The following is a 16,313-nucleotide window of genomic DNA, read 5'->3' on the forward strand; positions in this document are numbered from 1 at the left end:
AACTAGAGAGGAGTTATAGAAATGACTGTTTTTCAAATTGTGATGGTAACACTGGTAGCGGCCATATGTGGCATGGGTAGCGTTCTAGATGAAGGGCAAACCCATCGTCCTCTGATTGCGTGTACGTTGATTGGCCTTGTCCTTGGCGATCTCAAAACTGGCATTATACTTGGCGGTACTCTGGAATTAATGGCTTTGGGATGGATGAATGTAGGAGCATCCATGGCACCAGACGCTGCTCTAGCCAGTGTGGTTTCAACCATTTTGGTCATCGTCGGCCATCAATCGATCGGCGCCGGAATTGCCGTTGCGATTCCAATTGCAGCCGCCGGACAAGTGCTTACCATTTTTGTCAGGACGATTACTGTCTTCTTCCAGCATTTAGCTGATAAGTATGCGGAATCTGCAAATTTCAAAGGAATTGAGCTATGTCACTTTATTGCCTTACTTTTGCAAGGTCTGCGCGTTGCTTTGCCCGCTGTTTTGGTGGCAGTTGCCGCAGAAACGGGCCTGGTGACTGCTATGCTTAACGCAATTCCGGAGGTAATCACAAGAGGACTACAAATTGCGGGCGGCTTTATCGTAGTCGTAGGGTATGCGATGGTCATTAATATGATGGCAGCCAAATACCTGATGCCATTCTTCTTTCTGGGCTTTGTCATTGCAGCTTTTACCAGCATTAATCTGGTTGGTTTTGGGGTCATTGGCGCGGTTCTGGCTCTGCTTTACATCCAGCTGAGCCCAAAATACAACCAGCGTAATGAGAAGATGGAAGAAATTGAAGAGTTATAGTAACTACCTGAAGGGAGAGGAGAGCACTATGAAAGAAAAGAAGCTGACTAAAAGTGATTTAAATAAGATGTTTGTCCGTTCATGCTTCCTGTTAGGCTCGTTCAATTTTGAGCGAATGCAGTCGATCGGTTTCTGTGTCACCTTGATCCCTGCGATTAAGCGGCTGTACAGCAAGAAAGAAGATCAAAAAGAGGCATTGAAAAGACATCTGGAATTTTTCAACACTCAACCGTTTATCTCAGCGCCTATTATGGGTGTAACGGCTGCGATGGAAGAGCAGAAAGCAAGCGGCCAGCCGATTGACAATGCCACCATAAGTGGAGTCAAAGTCGGTTTAATGGGACCCCTTGCGGGAGTGGGTGACCCCATTTACTGGGGGACTTTACGCCCGGTTCTGGCTGCACTCGGAGCCTCAATCGCCTTATCCGGTAGCCTTGTCGGACCGGTTCTTTTCTTCCTTCTCTTTAACACCGCACGCTTGGCAACGAAATGGTACGGTCTGAAATACGGTTATCACAAAGGTACGGAGATTGTCTCCGATATGTCTGGAAACCGGTTGCAAAAACTCACGGAGTCAGCCTCCATACTGGGGCTTTTCGTTATGGGCGCACTTGTTTCCAAATGGACCACCCTGAATGTGCCGCTGGTGGTATCAAGATATGTGGGAACGGATGGAAAAGAGGTTATTACGACCGTTCAGATGATTTTGGATCAATTGATGCCCGGACTTTTACCACTATTATTGACCTTTTTATGTATGAGGCTACTGAAAAAGAAAGTGAACGCAATCGCTCTGATTTTTGCTTTATTCGCAGTAGGCATTATTGGGTACGCATTTGGGGTTTTGGCTTAAAACGTGCCGGTCAGGGAGTCATCCTTGGCCGGACTTTGTCGGATTTTTGTGACCAAAACAGCGTAAACATAAGAAATTGAGTTATAGAGATAAATGTAAACGCTTTATTTGTGATGTTAAGAATAACACTAGGTGTTCAAAATATTAAAAGAGGATGTGAAAGATGGTGAAGAGGAAGTTAAGTATGTTGCTTATTTGCTTTATGGTATTTAGTTTACCATTAACTCCCGCCTTTGCAGCGGATCTTGGTTATTACGATGAACCTTACCGTAATCAGATTCATTTTTCGCCTGAGGCTAACTGGATGAACGACCCGAATGGAATGGTTTATTATAAGGGTGAATATCATCTTTTTTACCAGTATCATCCTTATGGGACGAAATGGGGACCGATGCATTGGGGGCATGCGGTGAGCAAAGACCTTATTCATTGGAAACATTTACCGATTGCGTTGTATCCAGATGAAAACGGTCAGATTTTCTCGGGAAGTGCTGTGATCGATTGGAACAATACAGCAGGGTTCGGAAAAGAAGCGATGGTTGCGATCTTCACTCATTCCGGGGATAACGGCCAGGTTCAAAGTATTGCGTACAGCTTAGATAGAGGCAGAACCTGGACCAAGTATGAAGGAAATCCGGTAATGCCGGATCCCCCGATATCGGATTGGCGAGACCCTAAAGTATTCTGGCATGAAGACTCCAGACAATGGGTGATGTCTTTGGCCGCAGCGAATAAAGTAATGTTGTATACTTCCCCCAATTTAAAACAGTGGACCTATGCAAGCGAATTTGGTGAAGATAACGGAATACAGGCCAACAGTGTGGATACCACTTCGTACGCTATGTCTTCACAGGAAGGCGGTTCATTCACCTATGAGGGAGATATTACCCTTAATAAAAAGAATGGCAGGGAAGGCTCAGGAGGTCTGGTTTTTCGTGCTGACAAGAATGCGAAAAACGGTTATGTCGTCAGCCTGGATGCCAAAAATGATGTCGTTACTTTAAATAAGAATGTCGATGGATCGAATACAGAAATTGCTAGCAAGTCTTTAACCCTGGGAACCTCATCAACTTACAACGTGCAGGTAGACGTATATGGTCATGACATTCAGGTGTTTATAGATAATCAGTCTGTAATTAAAGAAACGGATACTGAATTTGATTATGGTTATTACGGTCTGACCGCCTGGAATTCAACAGCTTCCTTCCGAAATGTGAATTTCAAGAACACCTCTAACTTTGCAACCAATCTATCTAATTGGACAGCTGTAACCGGCCGGTGGGAAGATACCATGGAGGGGAAAAGCGGTACATCTGCAGATGATGCTTTTATCATAAGTGGTAAGACTGGGGACAACTTTATATATAATGCGATTATAGATTTGTCAGAGGGAGGAGATGAAACAGGATCACTTGTTTTCCGGACGGATGCTGATGCGAAAAATGGATATATGGCGAGTATCGATGCTTTAAACGATAAAGTGAAAATTGTGAAAATGGAAGACGGGAATAAAACGGTTCTGGCTGAAACCACAGTAACGCTGGATACTTATCAAAGCCATGATTTAAAAGTGAGCACATTTGGAACAAATATAAAGATGTATCTGGACGGAAATCTCATTCATGATATCGATGATGCAACCTTCCTGTCCGGCCATTTTGGATTACATCTTTTGCACTCTTCTGCGATATTTCAGGATGTTCAACTGGGTAGAAATATCATGACCGATGAGAAAGAAATCATCAATCATGATTTTGAAACAGGCGATTTAACCGGATGGACGGTGACCCAGGGTGATACTTTTTCGAATGATCATGTATCCAGTGAAGCGACTTATTGGGGTGGACCCTTCGGACATGAGGGGAATTATCACTTGTGGGGATATTCCAAGCTTCACGAGGGAGATGAAGCAACGGGTGAACTGCATTCCTCCTATTTTAAATTAAGCGGATCCGGAGAAATCAATCTGTTACTAGGAGCAGGCGATGATGGCGACAATACCTATGTATCATTGGTCAGAGCAGCCGACGATCAAGAATTGATCCGCCAGGCCAATATAAAATTTAATGAAGAAAAATATTCAAAATACGTATGGGACGCGTCCAAATATATTGGTGAAGTATTATATATCAAGGTAGTAGACCATGCCAAAGATGGTTACGGTCATATAAATGTTGATGATGTTAATGTTTATAATGAAGGGACCATATCGGATAAAGTTGACCAGGTTGCAAAAGAGCCGGAGAAAACAGATATGAAACAAAGCGGTCTCCTCACAGATTGGTCCGCTGTTTCTGGACAGTGGATTCCTTCCACAAACGGCAGCATCGGAGGAGTATGGGAATGTCCTACGTTAGTCGAATTGCCGGTTGATGGCGATCCTTCAAAAAGAAAGTGGGTCCTACAGGTAAGTATAAATGATGGTGCTCCGGCAGGCGGATCGGGCATGCAGTATTTTGTAGGCAGCTTTGACGGTAAAACGTTTAAAAATGAAAATACTTCCGATAAAGTGTTATGGACTGACTATGGCGCTGATTTTTATGCTGCTGTGGATTGGAGTGGAGTAGAAGGGAAGAAGGGTGAGAAATATTGGCTCGGCTGGATGAGTAATTGGAAGTATGCCAACGATACACCCACCTCAACGTGGAGAAGTTCAACAACACTGCCGCGGAAGATGGAGCTCACTCAAACCACAAAGGGTCTACGTTTAAAACAAACCCCTATTTCGCTAAAAAGCATTCGTGACAGAGGGGATCGTATATCGTATACCAATAAAATGATATCGGGTAACAGCCATCTTCTTTCTAATTTATCAGAAGATACATTTGAACTGATCGCTTTGTTTGATGTATCGGATACTAAGGCAACAGAATTTGGCTTCAAGATCCGTGAAGGAGGTGAGCAATATACTACTGTCGGTTACGATGTCTACAACGAACAATTATTTGTAGACCGGACTCATTCAGGAGATTTCGATTACGGAAGTAGTGTAGTTGGCAAGCATGAGGGACCATTACAGGCAAAAAACGGCACGGTTAAATTGCAGGTAATTGTTGATAGATCAGCTGTAGAGGTGTTCGGTAATGATGGTACGACCGTGATTACCGATCAGATATTCGCGGATTCTGCAAGCAAAGGATTAAAAATTTATAGTAAGGGCGGAAATGTGAAGCTGAAATCTTTGGACCTATATCCTCTAAAGAGTGTATGGAAAGAAAAGAACTCTTCTTTTAAATCAAACTTATCAGGTTGGACCATCGTTAACGGGAACTGGGCGGACACCATTCATGGAAAACAGGGACAGAGTAAGGGAGATGCTTTCATAGTATCAAAAGTGACCGGCAGGAATTTTGTATATGAAGCCAATATAAACGTGCCAGATACAGATTCCCACCCCGGTAATTCTGAAAAAGATTTGATAGATAACTCCATTGGAGCAGGTTCATTGGTTTTTCGTTCTGACTTAACTGCAAAGAATTCGTATGCAGCAAATGTTGATATAAAAAATAATATTGTAAAATTAATTAAATTTGTTGATGGAACCGGATATGAAATTGCGACATATAACAATGATGGAAAACTGGATTTACAGCCAAATACAGATTATCATCTCAAAGTAGAAGCGCAAGGCGACATCACTAAGGTTTATTTGAACAATAAATTAGTTATCGACACAAAAGATCAAACTTATAAAGAAGGAAACTTTGGTCTCAATGTATGGGATACAACGGCTTTTTTTAATGAAGTTAAAGTGAAACTAAAACATAAAGATGAATGATTAAAGTTGGTTAAATAATGACATTTGTATCTCTATGAGTTTAGTTTGTGTCGCCGCGCAGCAGCGACACAAACTTTTTTTACATCGACACAAAGTTTCCAATCAAAACTACCCTTATAAAATCCAAGCTTAAGCAGGGAATTTACAGAAGCGGTTATGATTGAAGACGATACCTTCTATATATGGGTTGAAGAATACATAAGAAGACATTCGATATTTTTGATGAAATCCAAGTATGTAATGTTGGTATCGGAACTGGAGATTGAAGTGTTCCCTGAATATCCGTTTTTCATCAGCAAAATCAGAAAATAATCAGGCTAAGTGTAAATTGACTTAATGCAACCACTCTATTTGTATAGGCTTGGTTGCACAATTTTTGGTACTTCGCGAATAATTTTTTCTTTCATTTGCGATATAAAAGTTTTCATTTTCATCGACCAAGCTTTTCGTCATTCATTGGAAGGTGCCCTGATCAGCAGCATCTTTCCAATGAACGACGGATCTCTACATAAAAAGGTGTCCAGCGACCTTAGAGATCGTCGGACACCTTTTGCAGTTCTTACGTTCCTAGATTCAACCTTGCGCTACGAAACGATTAACTTCTTCCAACGACGGCAAGGCTGCAATCGCTCCAACTTTAGTGCACACGATGGCGCCAACTTGATTGGCAAGTGTCACAAATTCCTGCTGCTGCTTCGCGTTAGAGGTAAATGCCTTAGGCTGACTCAACTGGCTGATTTGATACAGCATTGCTCCGACAAAGGCATCTCCGGCACCAGTAGAGTCGATCGATTTGACAGCAATGCTGCCGACTAACGAACGGGAGGCACCACTTGAGATGAGGGTTCCTTCTTTCCCCAAGGTAACTGCCACCGTCTTGGCTCCCAACCCATGCAAAAGTTCCAATGAAGCATCGCGGTCAGCCAGCCCTGTAATGATGTTTAATTCCTCTTCGCTTACCTTTACCAAATCCGCATTGTGTATTCCTCTTCTGGACAGTGTGATAAATTCCTCCTGCCTGTCTTTCCAGAGGTCCCCCCGGTAATTGGGATCAAAGGAGGTGAATTGCCCATTGGCCTTCGCTCCATCTAATAAAGACAAATACGCTTCTCGGAAAGGATCGGCGAGCAAGGCCGTTGCCGAGCCAAAATGCAGAATGGCAGCCTGCCGGGTCCATTCTCTATCAATGTCCTGCAGAGACAGTTGACGGTCAGCTCCGCGGTTGAACACGAAATCCCGTTCGCCGTTAGCCGCAAGGGAAACAAAGGCCAGTGTAGTCGGCGTTGCCGGATCAAAAAGGAGCATGGACGTATCCACATGCTGCTCATCCAGAGTTTGCTTCAGGTACATGCCAAAGGGATCAGCCCCGACTTTCCCCAAGAATGACGCTTTTCCTCCGAGCTTGGCTACGGCTGCGCTTACATTTGCCGGAGCGCCGCCGGCCTGCTTGGAGAAATGCTGACCCTTGGCAAGATTAACATCAATATCCGTGCAGAAAAAATCAATGAGCAGCTCGCCCACACAAAGAACCGTTCTGTCATTTTTCACTTTGATTCACCTCTTGGTAGATTTAGTTTAGAACAGGGGTCGAGTCCCGGTATACGATATCCGTTGCAACATGAGTCACTCGGTATGGCATGGTATTGTCTTTGATTCTGGACAATAACATTTCGGCTGAAATAATACCCATCTGACTACTATAAATATGCACGGTTGTAAGATGAGGCTCGACAACCCGGGATTCCGAAGCATCATCGAACCCGCAGACAGCAACATCTTCCGGAACTTTAATCCCTTTGTTTTTCAAAGATTTGATCACGCTGATGGCAATGAAATCATTGGCACAAATAAAGACGGAGGGACACTCCCTCAGGGCATCCAACTGCTGTTCCATCCAGTTCTCCTCTATAAAGAAGTTGCGGTCAGGCGCTACAATGCTATGAGCAGGATCTACGGCGATTCCTGCTTCAGCTAAGGCCTTATTAAATCCGGTCCAGCGTTCATTGAAGCTTTTGCAGTGATTGTAATCGCCTACAAAACCGAAGCTTTCATAGCCATGATTAATTAATTTCCGGGTAACACAGTATGTGCTGTGTTCATTTTCCATTAATACCAGATCCGCCTTCAATTCTGGATACATCATATCCGCAGCGCAATCAATAAAAATGGTTGGGATGCAAAGATCTGTGATCATCTTGCTGTATTCCTTGCTGAACATTTCGATGCAGAAGATGCCAGCCACATTCGAAGGTTCGAAATTGCCGGGCAGGGTCATCGAATTGATATCGTTCTCACGGACAAAATAAATGGATAATGTATAGCCCTGGTTGCTGATTTCCTTCTCCAGCCCGCTGATCAGTAGCGATCCAAAGTGTGAACTATTGGGAAGATTACAGGTCAAAAGTGCGATATTGCCCTGTTTTTCAGAGGCTGTTTCCATATAAGAAAATTGTTTGTATTTAAGCTCCACTGCCTTTTTGATCACCTTGTCCCTCGTTACGGCAGGAATATTCTCTACTCCATTAAGCGCCTTGGATGCAGTGTTTCTAGAAATCCCCAAGGCATCAGCGATATCTTGTATCGTAACCTTTGACTTTCTCGTCATTTTGTTCACCTTATTCTCCGAATTAAGATTCTCCATATTTCTAAATATATAGTATTTTCATGTTTTTAACAATGAATTTATTCAAATGAACAATAAAAATTTACATTTGTTTATTTATATCGTGTGTTTTTGATGTATTTTTGCTAAAAACATTATAATTATCTTGAAATATGCTTTTTGAATGAATTTATTCACCCGAAATATATTGACTAATTAAATATACATCTGCTAAATTGTAAGAGTAAAAAGTGTTCAAATGTAAATTGTAAACCCATTCATTTTGGGGATGTGTAAAATTCTAGTTCTGTTGGAGGTGTGGATATTACAAGCAAGTATTTGAAAACATCTTGGTGAATTATGTCAGAGAGGTGACATAACATGGCTTATATTTTGTGTCGTATAACAAGCCGTGAACAGTAGGAGGGAAAACATTGGGGAATTCGATCGTTCAAAAAAGGGGACTAAAGGCTTCAGAAACAAAAAAGAGAAACCATTGGTTAAGCTACATGGTTCGAAATTATATATTGTATTTGTTTCTGCTTCCGTCCATAATTCTTACCGTCATTTTCAAGTATGTTCCCATGTACGGCTCGATCATTGCGTTTAAAAATTTCAGCCCAAGAAAAGGAATCATGGGCAGCGAATGGGTTGGATTTGAACATTTTCAGCGGTTTCTTTCATCACCAAATTTTTATGACATTTTAATGAATACGCTTAAATTAAGCGCTTACGGTCTTATTCTCGGTTTCCCAGTACCGATTATTCTGGCCTTAATGCTAAATCTGATCAGAGGAGCGAAGCTCAAGAAGAATATTCAGCTTATTGTATACGCACCTAACTTCATCTCGGTTGTTGTTGTTGCCGGTATGCTGTTTGTTTTTCTATCGCCAGCTGGAATAGTGAACGCTTTGGTAACAACCTTCACCGGCAAGCCGATTTCTTTTATGACTGATCCCGCCTATTTCCGAACGGTATATATTTTGTCCGGTATATGGCAAACAGCGGGCTGGTCTTCTATCATTTATGTGGCCACCTTAGCCAATGTGGACCCGCAGTTGCATGACGCTGCAACAATTGATGGGGCTTCATTGATGAAGAGAATCTTCCACATTGATCTGCCAGCTCTTAAACCCGTCATGGCCGTCCTGTTCATTCTCGCTGCAGGAGGTATTATGTCGATCGGCTATGAAAAGGCTTACCTGATGCAGACGGCTCTGAACACACCAACCTCGGAAATCATCGCGACTTACGTATACAAGGTGGGGTTGCAATCCGGCGATTATGCTTATTCTACGGCAATCGGGTTGTTCAATTCCGTAATTAATGTAGTCCTGTTGATTTTCGTAAATACCGTCGTCAAGAAGCTGAACGAAGGAGAAGGGCTGTATTAAAGAAGGAGGTATTTATGGATATTCACTACACCGGGAAGGACCGGATTCTGCTCATCATCAATTATATTCTACTTGGTTTGTTTGTTCTCGCTATTCTGTTACCGCTGGTCTATGTGGTGCTTTCGTCCTTTTTAACTCCAAATACCCTGATTACCAAAGGGTTTGCCATTACATCATCAGACTGGACACTCACGGGATATGCCAAAATCCTAAGCAACAGTGCCATGATCCGCGGTTTTTTTAATGCTATTTTTTATTCAGCAGCCTTTGCGTTCGCAACCGTATTATTTTCCGTCTTCGCGGCTTATCCGCTTGCGATTGAAGAGTTGGTAGGGAAACGGTCCATTATGATCTTTTTCCTGATAACGATGTTTTTCGGTGGCGGTCTGATTCCTACCTATCTGGTGATTAAGGATTTAGGCATGTTGAATACGGTCTGGGCCATTATTCTACCCGGCTCGATCAGCGTATTCAATATTATTCTGGCAAAGACTTATTTCCAGGGACTTCCGAAAGAGCTGTTCCAGGCGGCGAGTATAGACGGAGCTTCCGAGCTCAGTATTTTCTTCAAAATCGTCCTGCCGCTTTCCAAGCCTATTATTTTTGTTCTAGCTTTATACGCTTTTGTCGGACAGTGGAATTCTTATTTCGACGCCATGATTTATTTGGATGATCCGAAGCTGTTTCCGCTTCAACTGGTACTCCGCTCCATTTTGATACAGAATCAGGTTCAGCCCGGCATGATTGCCGATGCGATGGCACAAGCGGAGCTTAAGAAATTGTCTGAAATGATTAAGTACTCTGCCATTGTCATATCAAGTTTGCCTTTGATTGTCATGTATCCATTCTTCCAGAAGTATTTCGAAAAGGGTGTCATGGTAGGTTCGATCAAATAAAAAACCGGGGGTATAGAGATGAAAAAAACATTACTAACATTGTCTGTGTTGGTACTTTCTACTTCACTGCTTGCCGGATGTGGCGGTTCAGGCAATAATTCCGCGGCATCCGAAGATTACAAGCTGGAAAATGTTACTCTGCCGCTTAAAGAGAAAGTTACTTTGCATTTTATGACTCAAAGCTCGCCGCTGGCACCTTCCGATCCAAATGAAAAGTTGATTTATAAAAGACTGGAAGAAAAAACAGGGGTGCATATCGATTTTACCAACTTCACCTCCGATTCCTTCATTGAAAAAAGAAACCTAGCTGTTGCCAGTGGAGATCTTCCAGATGCCATACTGGATGCCGGCTATTCCGACTATGATTTGTTGAACCTCGGACAGGATGGAACCATTATCCCTCTGGAGGATTTGATTAATAAATACATGCCGAATCTACAGAAGGTATTGAAGGAAGCACCTGAGTACAAATCCATGATAACTGCACAGGACGGGCATATTTATGCTTTTCCTTGGATTGAAGAGCTGGGGGCCGGGAAGGAGAGCATTCATTCTGTAAACGACATGCCATGGATCAATGTGGAGTGGCTGAAAAAGCTGGGACTTAAAATGCCAAAAACCACCGAGGATTTAAAAAAAGTTCTGCTCGCATTTAAAAATGACGACCCTAACGGAAATGGCCAGGCGGATGAAATCCCGCTGTCCTTTATACTCAATAACGGCAATGAGGACCTGAATTTTCTGTTTGGATCATTTGGTCTTGGGGACAACGGCGATCATACTGTAGTGACCAATGAGGGGAAAGTGGTCTTCACTGCCGATCAGGACGGTTATAAAGAGGGGATCAAATACCTTAATGAGCTTTATAAGCTGAACCTGATTGACGAAGAGTCATTCGAGCAGGATTACAATACGTATCTGGCCAAAGGACAGAATGAAAAATATGGTCTCTATTTTCAATGGGATAAGGCGAACATTTCAGGAGACAACGATAAATATGAATTGATGAATCCGCTCGCGGGGCCAAGCGGTGAAGTCAATGTGACCCGCACGAACAATCTCGGCTTTGACCGGGGGAGAATGGTGATTACCAGTGACAACAAAAATCTTGAGCTTACAGCAAAATGGATTGACCAACTGTATGAACCCATCCAGTCCGTACAGGACAACTGGGGCACCTACGGCGACAAAACTCAGCAGAACATTTTTGAATACGATGAAGCGAGTCATATGCTGAAGCATCTTCCGCTTAAGGGAACTGCGCCAGTCGAGCTGCGTCAAAAAACGAATATCGGTGGTCCATTGGCAATTCTTGACGAATATTACGGAAAAGTAACGACCAAGCCCGACGATGCAGTGGGGAGGCTCGAGCTCATAAAGAAAAGACTCGTTCCTTATATGAAGGCTGACCATAATTTCCCGAAAGTCTTCTTCTCGCTGGAGGATCAGAAGCAGATCTCCACACTGGAAACCGATTTGTTTGCTTACGTTAACCGCAAACGGGCAGAATGGATCAAAACAGGCAAAGTGGAAGAAGAATGGGCGGAATATAAGGCCGAGCTGTCCAGACTGGGACTAGACAAATGGCTGGAAATCAAGCAGAAAGGCTACGACCGATATCTTAAAGATCAAGGCTGAAGTATATAAAAGGTGGTTGGGCTGTTAAACACCTTATCAACAATCAATAGGAGAGTGGATACCATTAAAGACATGTTCCTAACGGGCGACAGTAGCAGCAGAAAAGGATCACGAAACAGTTATTATAGGGAGACATACAGGCCTCAATTCCACTATTCACCTGAGAAAAATTGGATGAACGATCCAAACGGCTTGGTTTACTATGAAGGAGAGTACCACCTGTTCTACCAGCATACGCCCCATGATACGCAGCCTGACTTTGGCCGCATGCATTGGGGGCATGCGGTAAGCAAGGATCTAATACATTGGGACGAACTCTCACCGGCAATTCCGCCTGGAGAGGACGGAGCGATCTTCTCGGGAAGTGCGGTGGTGGATAAGAACAATACAAGCGGATTTTTCAACGAAGAAGGATCAGGATTGGTTGCAATTTATACGAATGAGGGCAACAGGGCTCAGCCCGGCAAGCCGCAGGTGCAAAGCATTGCTTACAGCAGGGATAAAGGTCGAACCTGGACAAAATATGAAGGTAACCCGGTTTTATTCCCAATGGAAACGCTAGACTTTCGTGATCCGAAGGTGTTTTGGCATGATGAATCGTCGATGTGGATAATGGTCCTTGCCGTAAGAGAACGTGTAGAATTTTACACATCTCCAAACCTGAAAGAATGGTCTTTTGCAAGCGAATTCGGTTCTGACATTCCGCATATCCACCGAGGGATATTTGAATGTCCTGATATATTTCAAATCCAAGTGGATGAGGATCCTAATACCACGAAGTGGATTCTGATGCTAAGTGTCGGGGATAGAAATGGTGTGAATCCAGATGATCCGGAACCACCGGCAGGTGGTTCTGGCATGATGTATTTCATAGGCAACTTTGACGGTAAGGCATTTGCTCTGGATGGAACGTTGGAATCTTTCGATACTATTAAATGGGTAGACTACGGATCAGACTTTTACGCGGCCGTGACCTGGAATGGGATTCCAAACGAGGACGGTCGAAAGATTTGGGTCGGCTGGATGAACAATTGGCGTTATGGTACCACGCTACCTTCAGAGGAATGGCGTGGCAAGATGTCAATTCCCCGTGAGCTACAGCTTAGGACTTATCCGGAGGGACTTCACTTAATCCAAGCACCCATAAGTGAATTAAGTCAGCTAAGAAAACCAATTTTGTCTCTGCAAGACTTGACGATTAAGCCAGGTATGAACGTGTTGTCTGATTTCTCTGCTGCAAAGGCAGAAATTATTGCAGAATTTGAAATCAGCACTGCCGTGGAATTCGGGTTTAAAGTGCGGAAGTCTTCTAATCAGGAGACGATCATTGGATATAATATCTCGAATGGGGACTTGTTCGTCGATCGGACGAAGTCGAGCGCCATTGATTTTCATTCCGATTTCACAGCAATACACAAGGCCCCTATGAAGCCAGAGCATGGACGGGTACAACTGAGTATTTACGTGGATTGGTCAAGTGTCGAGGTCTTCGGAAATCATGGAGAAACAATCATTTCAGACATGATTTTCCCGGACTTGGAAAGCAGGGGGCTGGAACTCTATGCCATTGGCGGAGAACTAAAGGTCGTATCGCTTCAAATCAATGATCTAGTAAGCATTTGGGGAAATGAGAATGTTTAGACGTTAACTATTGATATTATTCAAATTTTAATTATCTCACGACGGAACTCGTTAAGCATTGGCTTGATTCGACGAAGTGGTTACAGCCCGGTTGCGTGCATCCGTATCTGAAACTTGGTCCTCAAAACCAATTAAAGTAACATTTTTCTGCCTGGACACGTAACACCCGGTCGGCTCACAACCGTATCGGGTGTTTTCATATCCTTGGAAAGTTAGCAGAACTCGAAAGACGACCACGGAGCAATCTCATTAAAAGTGAATAAGGGCGATTGCTCTGCAGTGGTGAAAGGCGTAAGAATCTGTCCGTGCATGCCCTGGTCAATTATCCTCAATTATAATTTCCATAAGAGAGAGAAGATTATAATTGATGGTCTTGAGTTCTTTGAACTTAATAAGAGATACGATATGTTAGAAATCAAGTTTTCATTTCTTGAATATACTCTAGCTGATAGAACGGGAAAGAAAAAGAACGATATTTAGAAGTGATTTCGAGTGTATCAAATGAAGATCAAACATGGAAATTAATAAAACATGATTTTATAAGGTTATATGTTTATAGGATATGGGGTGGCAATACAGTCTCCCAAGTTAGAATAATTCGCCACGTTTAAAATCCCCATTACTGCAAGTTGAAAATGCATCTCATCCATAAGGCTGCTTAGGAAATGGCTTAGCAGTTAATACAGATAATTAACCCTTCCGTATGACCTAGCTCAGGCAAATTGTGCTCCAATATGTGTTATTCCATATCTATTACCTCTATTAGGTAGTATCACCTAAATAAGAGATATTAATTTCTAAGTAGTGTTAGTAGAGCATGTTTTTATGTTTAGATTTTCTAAGAGCAGTATTGGTGATTTGAAGGAGATAAATTAATAGGTTTTCTAATTTAAAAGTGACTTTTCAAGGGGGATAACAGCTTGGGAAGAGATGCTGTACGCAATTAAATAATGGTCAAGAAACATCCAGACAGATTAGACTTATTTTAAATTTATATACTATATACTATATACAGTATACAAAATATATATAAACACATTATATAGGGTATTTAGGAACGTATTTTTTATTTTGCAATTGGCTTTTACTATAAATCGGACTAAGCTTGAAATAAAAAAGGGCTTATAGCTATGTTTTTTATAGTCTATCTATAAAGAAGAGTTAAACTTGGGGAAACTAACAGAAAGTAACAGACAATTGCATAGTGTTGGAAAAATTTAAACACCTTCAAGATAATACCCTATTTATGAGAGAGATCGGGAATAATCTTGGAGGTGTTGTAGATTAATCACACTGATTCGCTATATATAAAATTTCTCTGAGTGGAAGTACCGCCAAGTAAGGGCTGTGGGAAAGCATCCCTGGCCATACTCGTGATGCCTCGCTCGAACTAACTATGACTTTCAGAGGATGATATTAAGAGTGGTAAAGGTTAGTAGAAAAATCTGGCGTTGACGTAATCCTCGCCAGGTGGCATGGAAAGTTGCAACATATGGTTCATATGGTTTGTAGGACGCCTATTAATTGTCTCTTACTTGTCTGAGAAGTCTTATTTTAGCTAAAAAAATCATGTCCGTAGTAAGTGCAGCACAACAAAAATGTTGATGGCTACACAGCCTTACATTGAATTTGATAATTGACGTTCATTTGAGCAAAATGTTAGAATCACATACAATTCAGACAAGCGTAGTGATCAATGGAGACTTGTCTTTTTTTGATGCTTTTTGAACATTGGGGGGATATTCATGTTGATTTCAAGAGTGATCAACAATAATGTGATCACGGCGATGAATGAAGACAACAAGGAATTGGTGATTATGGGTTTAGGGATTGCTTTTCAAAAGAAAAAAGGCGACACCGTTGATAAGTCCAAAATTGAAAAAGTATTTAGCCTTGAGAATAAGGAACTTACCGATAGACTAAAGACGTTATTAAACAAAATATCGTTGGAGGTTATGTCGCTTACAGAAGATATTATTAACTATGCTATGCAGAAAACGAATCGAAAACTGAATGAAAGCATATATATTTCGCTTCCCGATCATATTAATTTTACAATCGAACGTCATCAACAAGGGATAGATATTCATAATGCACTCCTTTGGGAAATAAAACGATTCTATAGATTGGAATTTGGAATCGGCATGGAAGCTCTGTCCATAATTAAAGAGCGTCTTGGTGTGGAACTCCCTGAAGATGAGGCTGGCTTTATTGCCCTCCATATCGTTAATGCTCAAATGAACGAAAATGTACCTGAAGCGGCAAATATCACAAGATTAATTAAGGAAATCCTAAACATTGTTCAATATACATTCAGAATTGATTTGGATGAAGAATCGCTTAACTATTTCAGATTCGTAACTCATCTCAAATTTTTTTCCCAGCGGATGTTTAATAAAATTATGACGGAAAGTAAAGATGAGGAATTGCTAAATATTGTGAAAGAAAAGTATAAGCCATCTTATGAATGTGCCTGGAAAATCAAAGAATACATCAAGCTAAGCTATGATTATCTCTTAAACAAGGACGAATTACTCTATTTGACGATCCATATTGAAAGAGTGGTCAACAGGAGTTGAGATCTTTACACCTGATGTAAGCGTTGACAGATTCCAAAGTACGTGCTAAATTATGTTCATATTCACAAACCGAATAATTCTTTAGGATAAGTAGGATTGTAACTGCTTCGAGCAGGCAAGACCTAAATTCTAACGAACTT

General features: G+C 41.9%; 10 protein-coding genes. 8 read left to right on the plus strand and 2 right to left on the minus strand.

Features of this window, described 5'->3' with window-relative positions; all coding sequences use genetic code 11:
• Positions 1 to 21: 21 nt before the first annotated feature.
• The 3 genes from NLX82_RS25180 to NLX82_RS25190 all read left to right on the plus strand — a co-directional run bounded on the left by NLX82_RS25180 (position 22) and on the right by NLX82_RS25190 (position 5,423).
• Positions 22 to 792 carry a PTS mannose/fructose/sorbose transporter subunit IIC gene (locus tag NLX82_RS25180; RefSeq protein ID WP_023988666.1) on the plus strand — a complete coding sequence of 257 codons (771 nt, stop codon included), beginning with the start codon at positions 22 to 24 and terminating at the stop codon, positions 790 to 792.
• A 28-nt stretch (positions 793 to 820) separates the two neighbouring features.
• Complete coding sequence (manZ, locus tag NLX82_RS25185; protein WP_013309479.1) at positions 821 to 1,645, plus strand: PTS mannose transporter subunit IID; 825 nt, start codon at positions 821 to 823, stop codon at positions 1,643 to 1,645.
• Between the two features lie 163 nt (positions 1,646 to 1,808).
• Entirely contained in the window at positions 1,809 to 5,423 is a 3,615-nt protein-coding gene (locus NLX82_RS25190; RefSeq protein WP_110455563.1) for a GH32 C-terminal domain-containing protein, read from the plus strand.
• Between the two features lie 573 nt (positions 5,424 to 5,996).
• Here the strand turns inward: NLX82_RS25190 and NLX82_RS25195 are convergent.
• Both NLX82_RS25195 and NLX82_RS25200 read right to left on the minus strand, forming a co-directional pair.
• A complete protein-coding gene (locus NLX82_RS25195; protein WP_053325473.1) occupies positions 5,997 to 6,971 on the minus strand; it encodes a carbohydrate kinase family protein in 975 nt (324 codons plus the stop codon).
• A gap of 22 nt (positions 6,972 to 6,993) precedes the next feature.
• The gene (locus NLX82_RS25200; RefSeq protein ID WP_254349223.1) at positions 6,994 to 8,028 is read right to left on the minus strand and encodes a LacI family DNA-binding transcriptional regulator; all 1,035 of its coding nucleotides are present in this window, start codon (positions 8,026 to 8,028) and stop codon (positions 6,994 to 6,996) included.
• A 506-nt stretch (positions 8,029 to 8,534) separates the two neighbouring features.
• Here NLX82_RS25200 and NLX82_RS25205 point away from each other — a divergent pair.
• From NLX82_RS25205 to licT, 5 genes are all read left to right on the plus strand, one after another.
• Positions 8,535 to 9,419, plus strand: a complete 885-nt coding sequence (locus NLX82_RS25205) for an ABC transporter permease (RefSeq protein ID WP_226887819.1) — start codon at positions 8,535 to 8,537, stop codon at positions 9,417 to 9,419.
• Positions 9,420 to 9,433: 14 nt separating this feature from the next.
• Positions 9,434 to 10,315, plus strand: coding sequence for a carbohydrate ABC transporter permease (locus NLX82_RS25210; protein ID WP_013309484.1), 882 nt, complete (start codon positions 9,434 to 9,436; stop codon positions 10,313 to 10,315).
• An 18-nt stretch (positions 10,316 to 10,333) separates the two neighbouring features.
• Positions 10,334 to 11,953 carry an ABC transporter substrate-binding protein gene (locus NLX82_RS25215; RefSeq protein WP_023988674.1) on the plus strand — a complete coding sequence of 540 codons (1,620 nt, stop codon included), beginning with the start codon at positions 10,334 to 10,336 and terminating at the stop codon, positions 11,951 to 11,953.
• 72 nt (positions 11,954 to 12,025) lie between these two features.
• Complete coding sequence (locus NLX82_RS25220) at positions 12,026 to 13,594, plus strand: glycoside hydrolase family 32 protein (RefSeq protein WP_226887818.1); 1,569 nt, start codon at positions 12,026 to 12,028, stop codon at positions 13,592 to 13,594.
• Positions 13,595 to 15,339: 1,745 nt separating this feature from the next.
• A complete protein-coding gene (licT, locus tag NLX82_RS25225; protein ID WP_023988677.1) occupies positions 15,340 to 16,173 on the plus strand; it encodes a BglG family transcription antiterminator LicT in 834 nt (277 codons plus the stop codon).
• Positions 16,174 to 16,313 lie beyond the last annotated feature (140 nt).

It is taken from the genome of Paenibacillus sp. A3M_27_13, from assembly GCF_024213315.1.
Taxonomy (GTDB): domain Bacteria; phylum Bacillota; class Bacilli; order Paenibacillales; family Paenibacillaceae; genus Paenibacillus; species Paenibacillus polymyxa_B.

Coding starts and splice junctions, on each gene's coding strand:
- NLX82_RS25180 (WP_023988666.1), top strand. CDS start 22: ATGACTGTTTTTCAAATTGTGATGGTAACACTGGTAGCGGCCATATGT.
- manZ (WP_013309479.1), top strand. CDS start 821: ATGAAAGAAAAGAAGCTGACTAAAAGTGATTTAAATAAGATGTTTGTC.
- NLX82_RS25190 (WP_110455563.1), top strand. CDS start 1,809: ATGGTGAAGAGGAAGTTAAGTATGTTGCTTATTTGCTTTATGGTATTT.
- NLX82_RS25200 (WP_254349223.1), bottom strand. CDS start 8,028: ATGACGAGAAAGTCAAAGGTTACGATACAAGATATCGCTGATGCCTTG.
- NLX82_RS25205 (WP_226887819.1), top strand. CDS start 8,535: ATGGTTCGAAATTATATATTGTATTTGTTTCTGCTTCCGTCCATAATT.
- NLX82_RS25210 (WP_013309484.1), top strand. CDS start 9,434: ATGGATATTCACTACACCGGGAAGGACCGGATTCTGCTCATCATCAAT.
- NLX82_RS25215 (WP_023988674.1), top strand. CDS start 10,334: ATGAAAAAAACATTACTAACATTGTCTGTGTTGGTACTTTCTACTTCA.
- NLX82_RS25220 (WP_226887818.1), top strand. CDS start 12,026: ATGTTCCTAACGGGCGACAGTAGCAGCAGAAAAGGATCACGAAACAGT.
- licT (WP_023988677.1), top strand. CDS start 15,340: ATGTTGATTTCAAGAGTGATCAACAATAATGTGATCACGGCGATGAAT.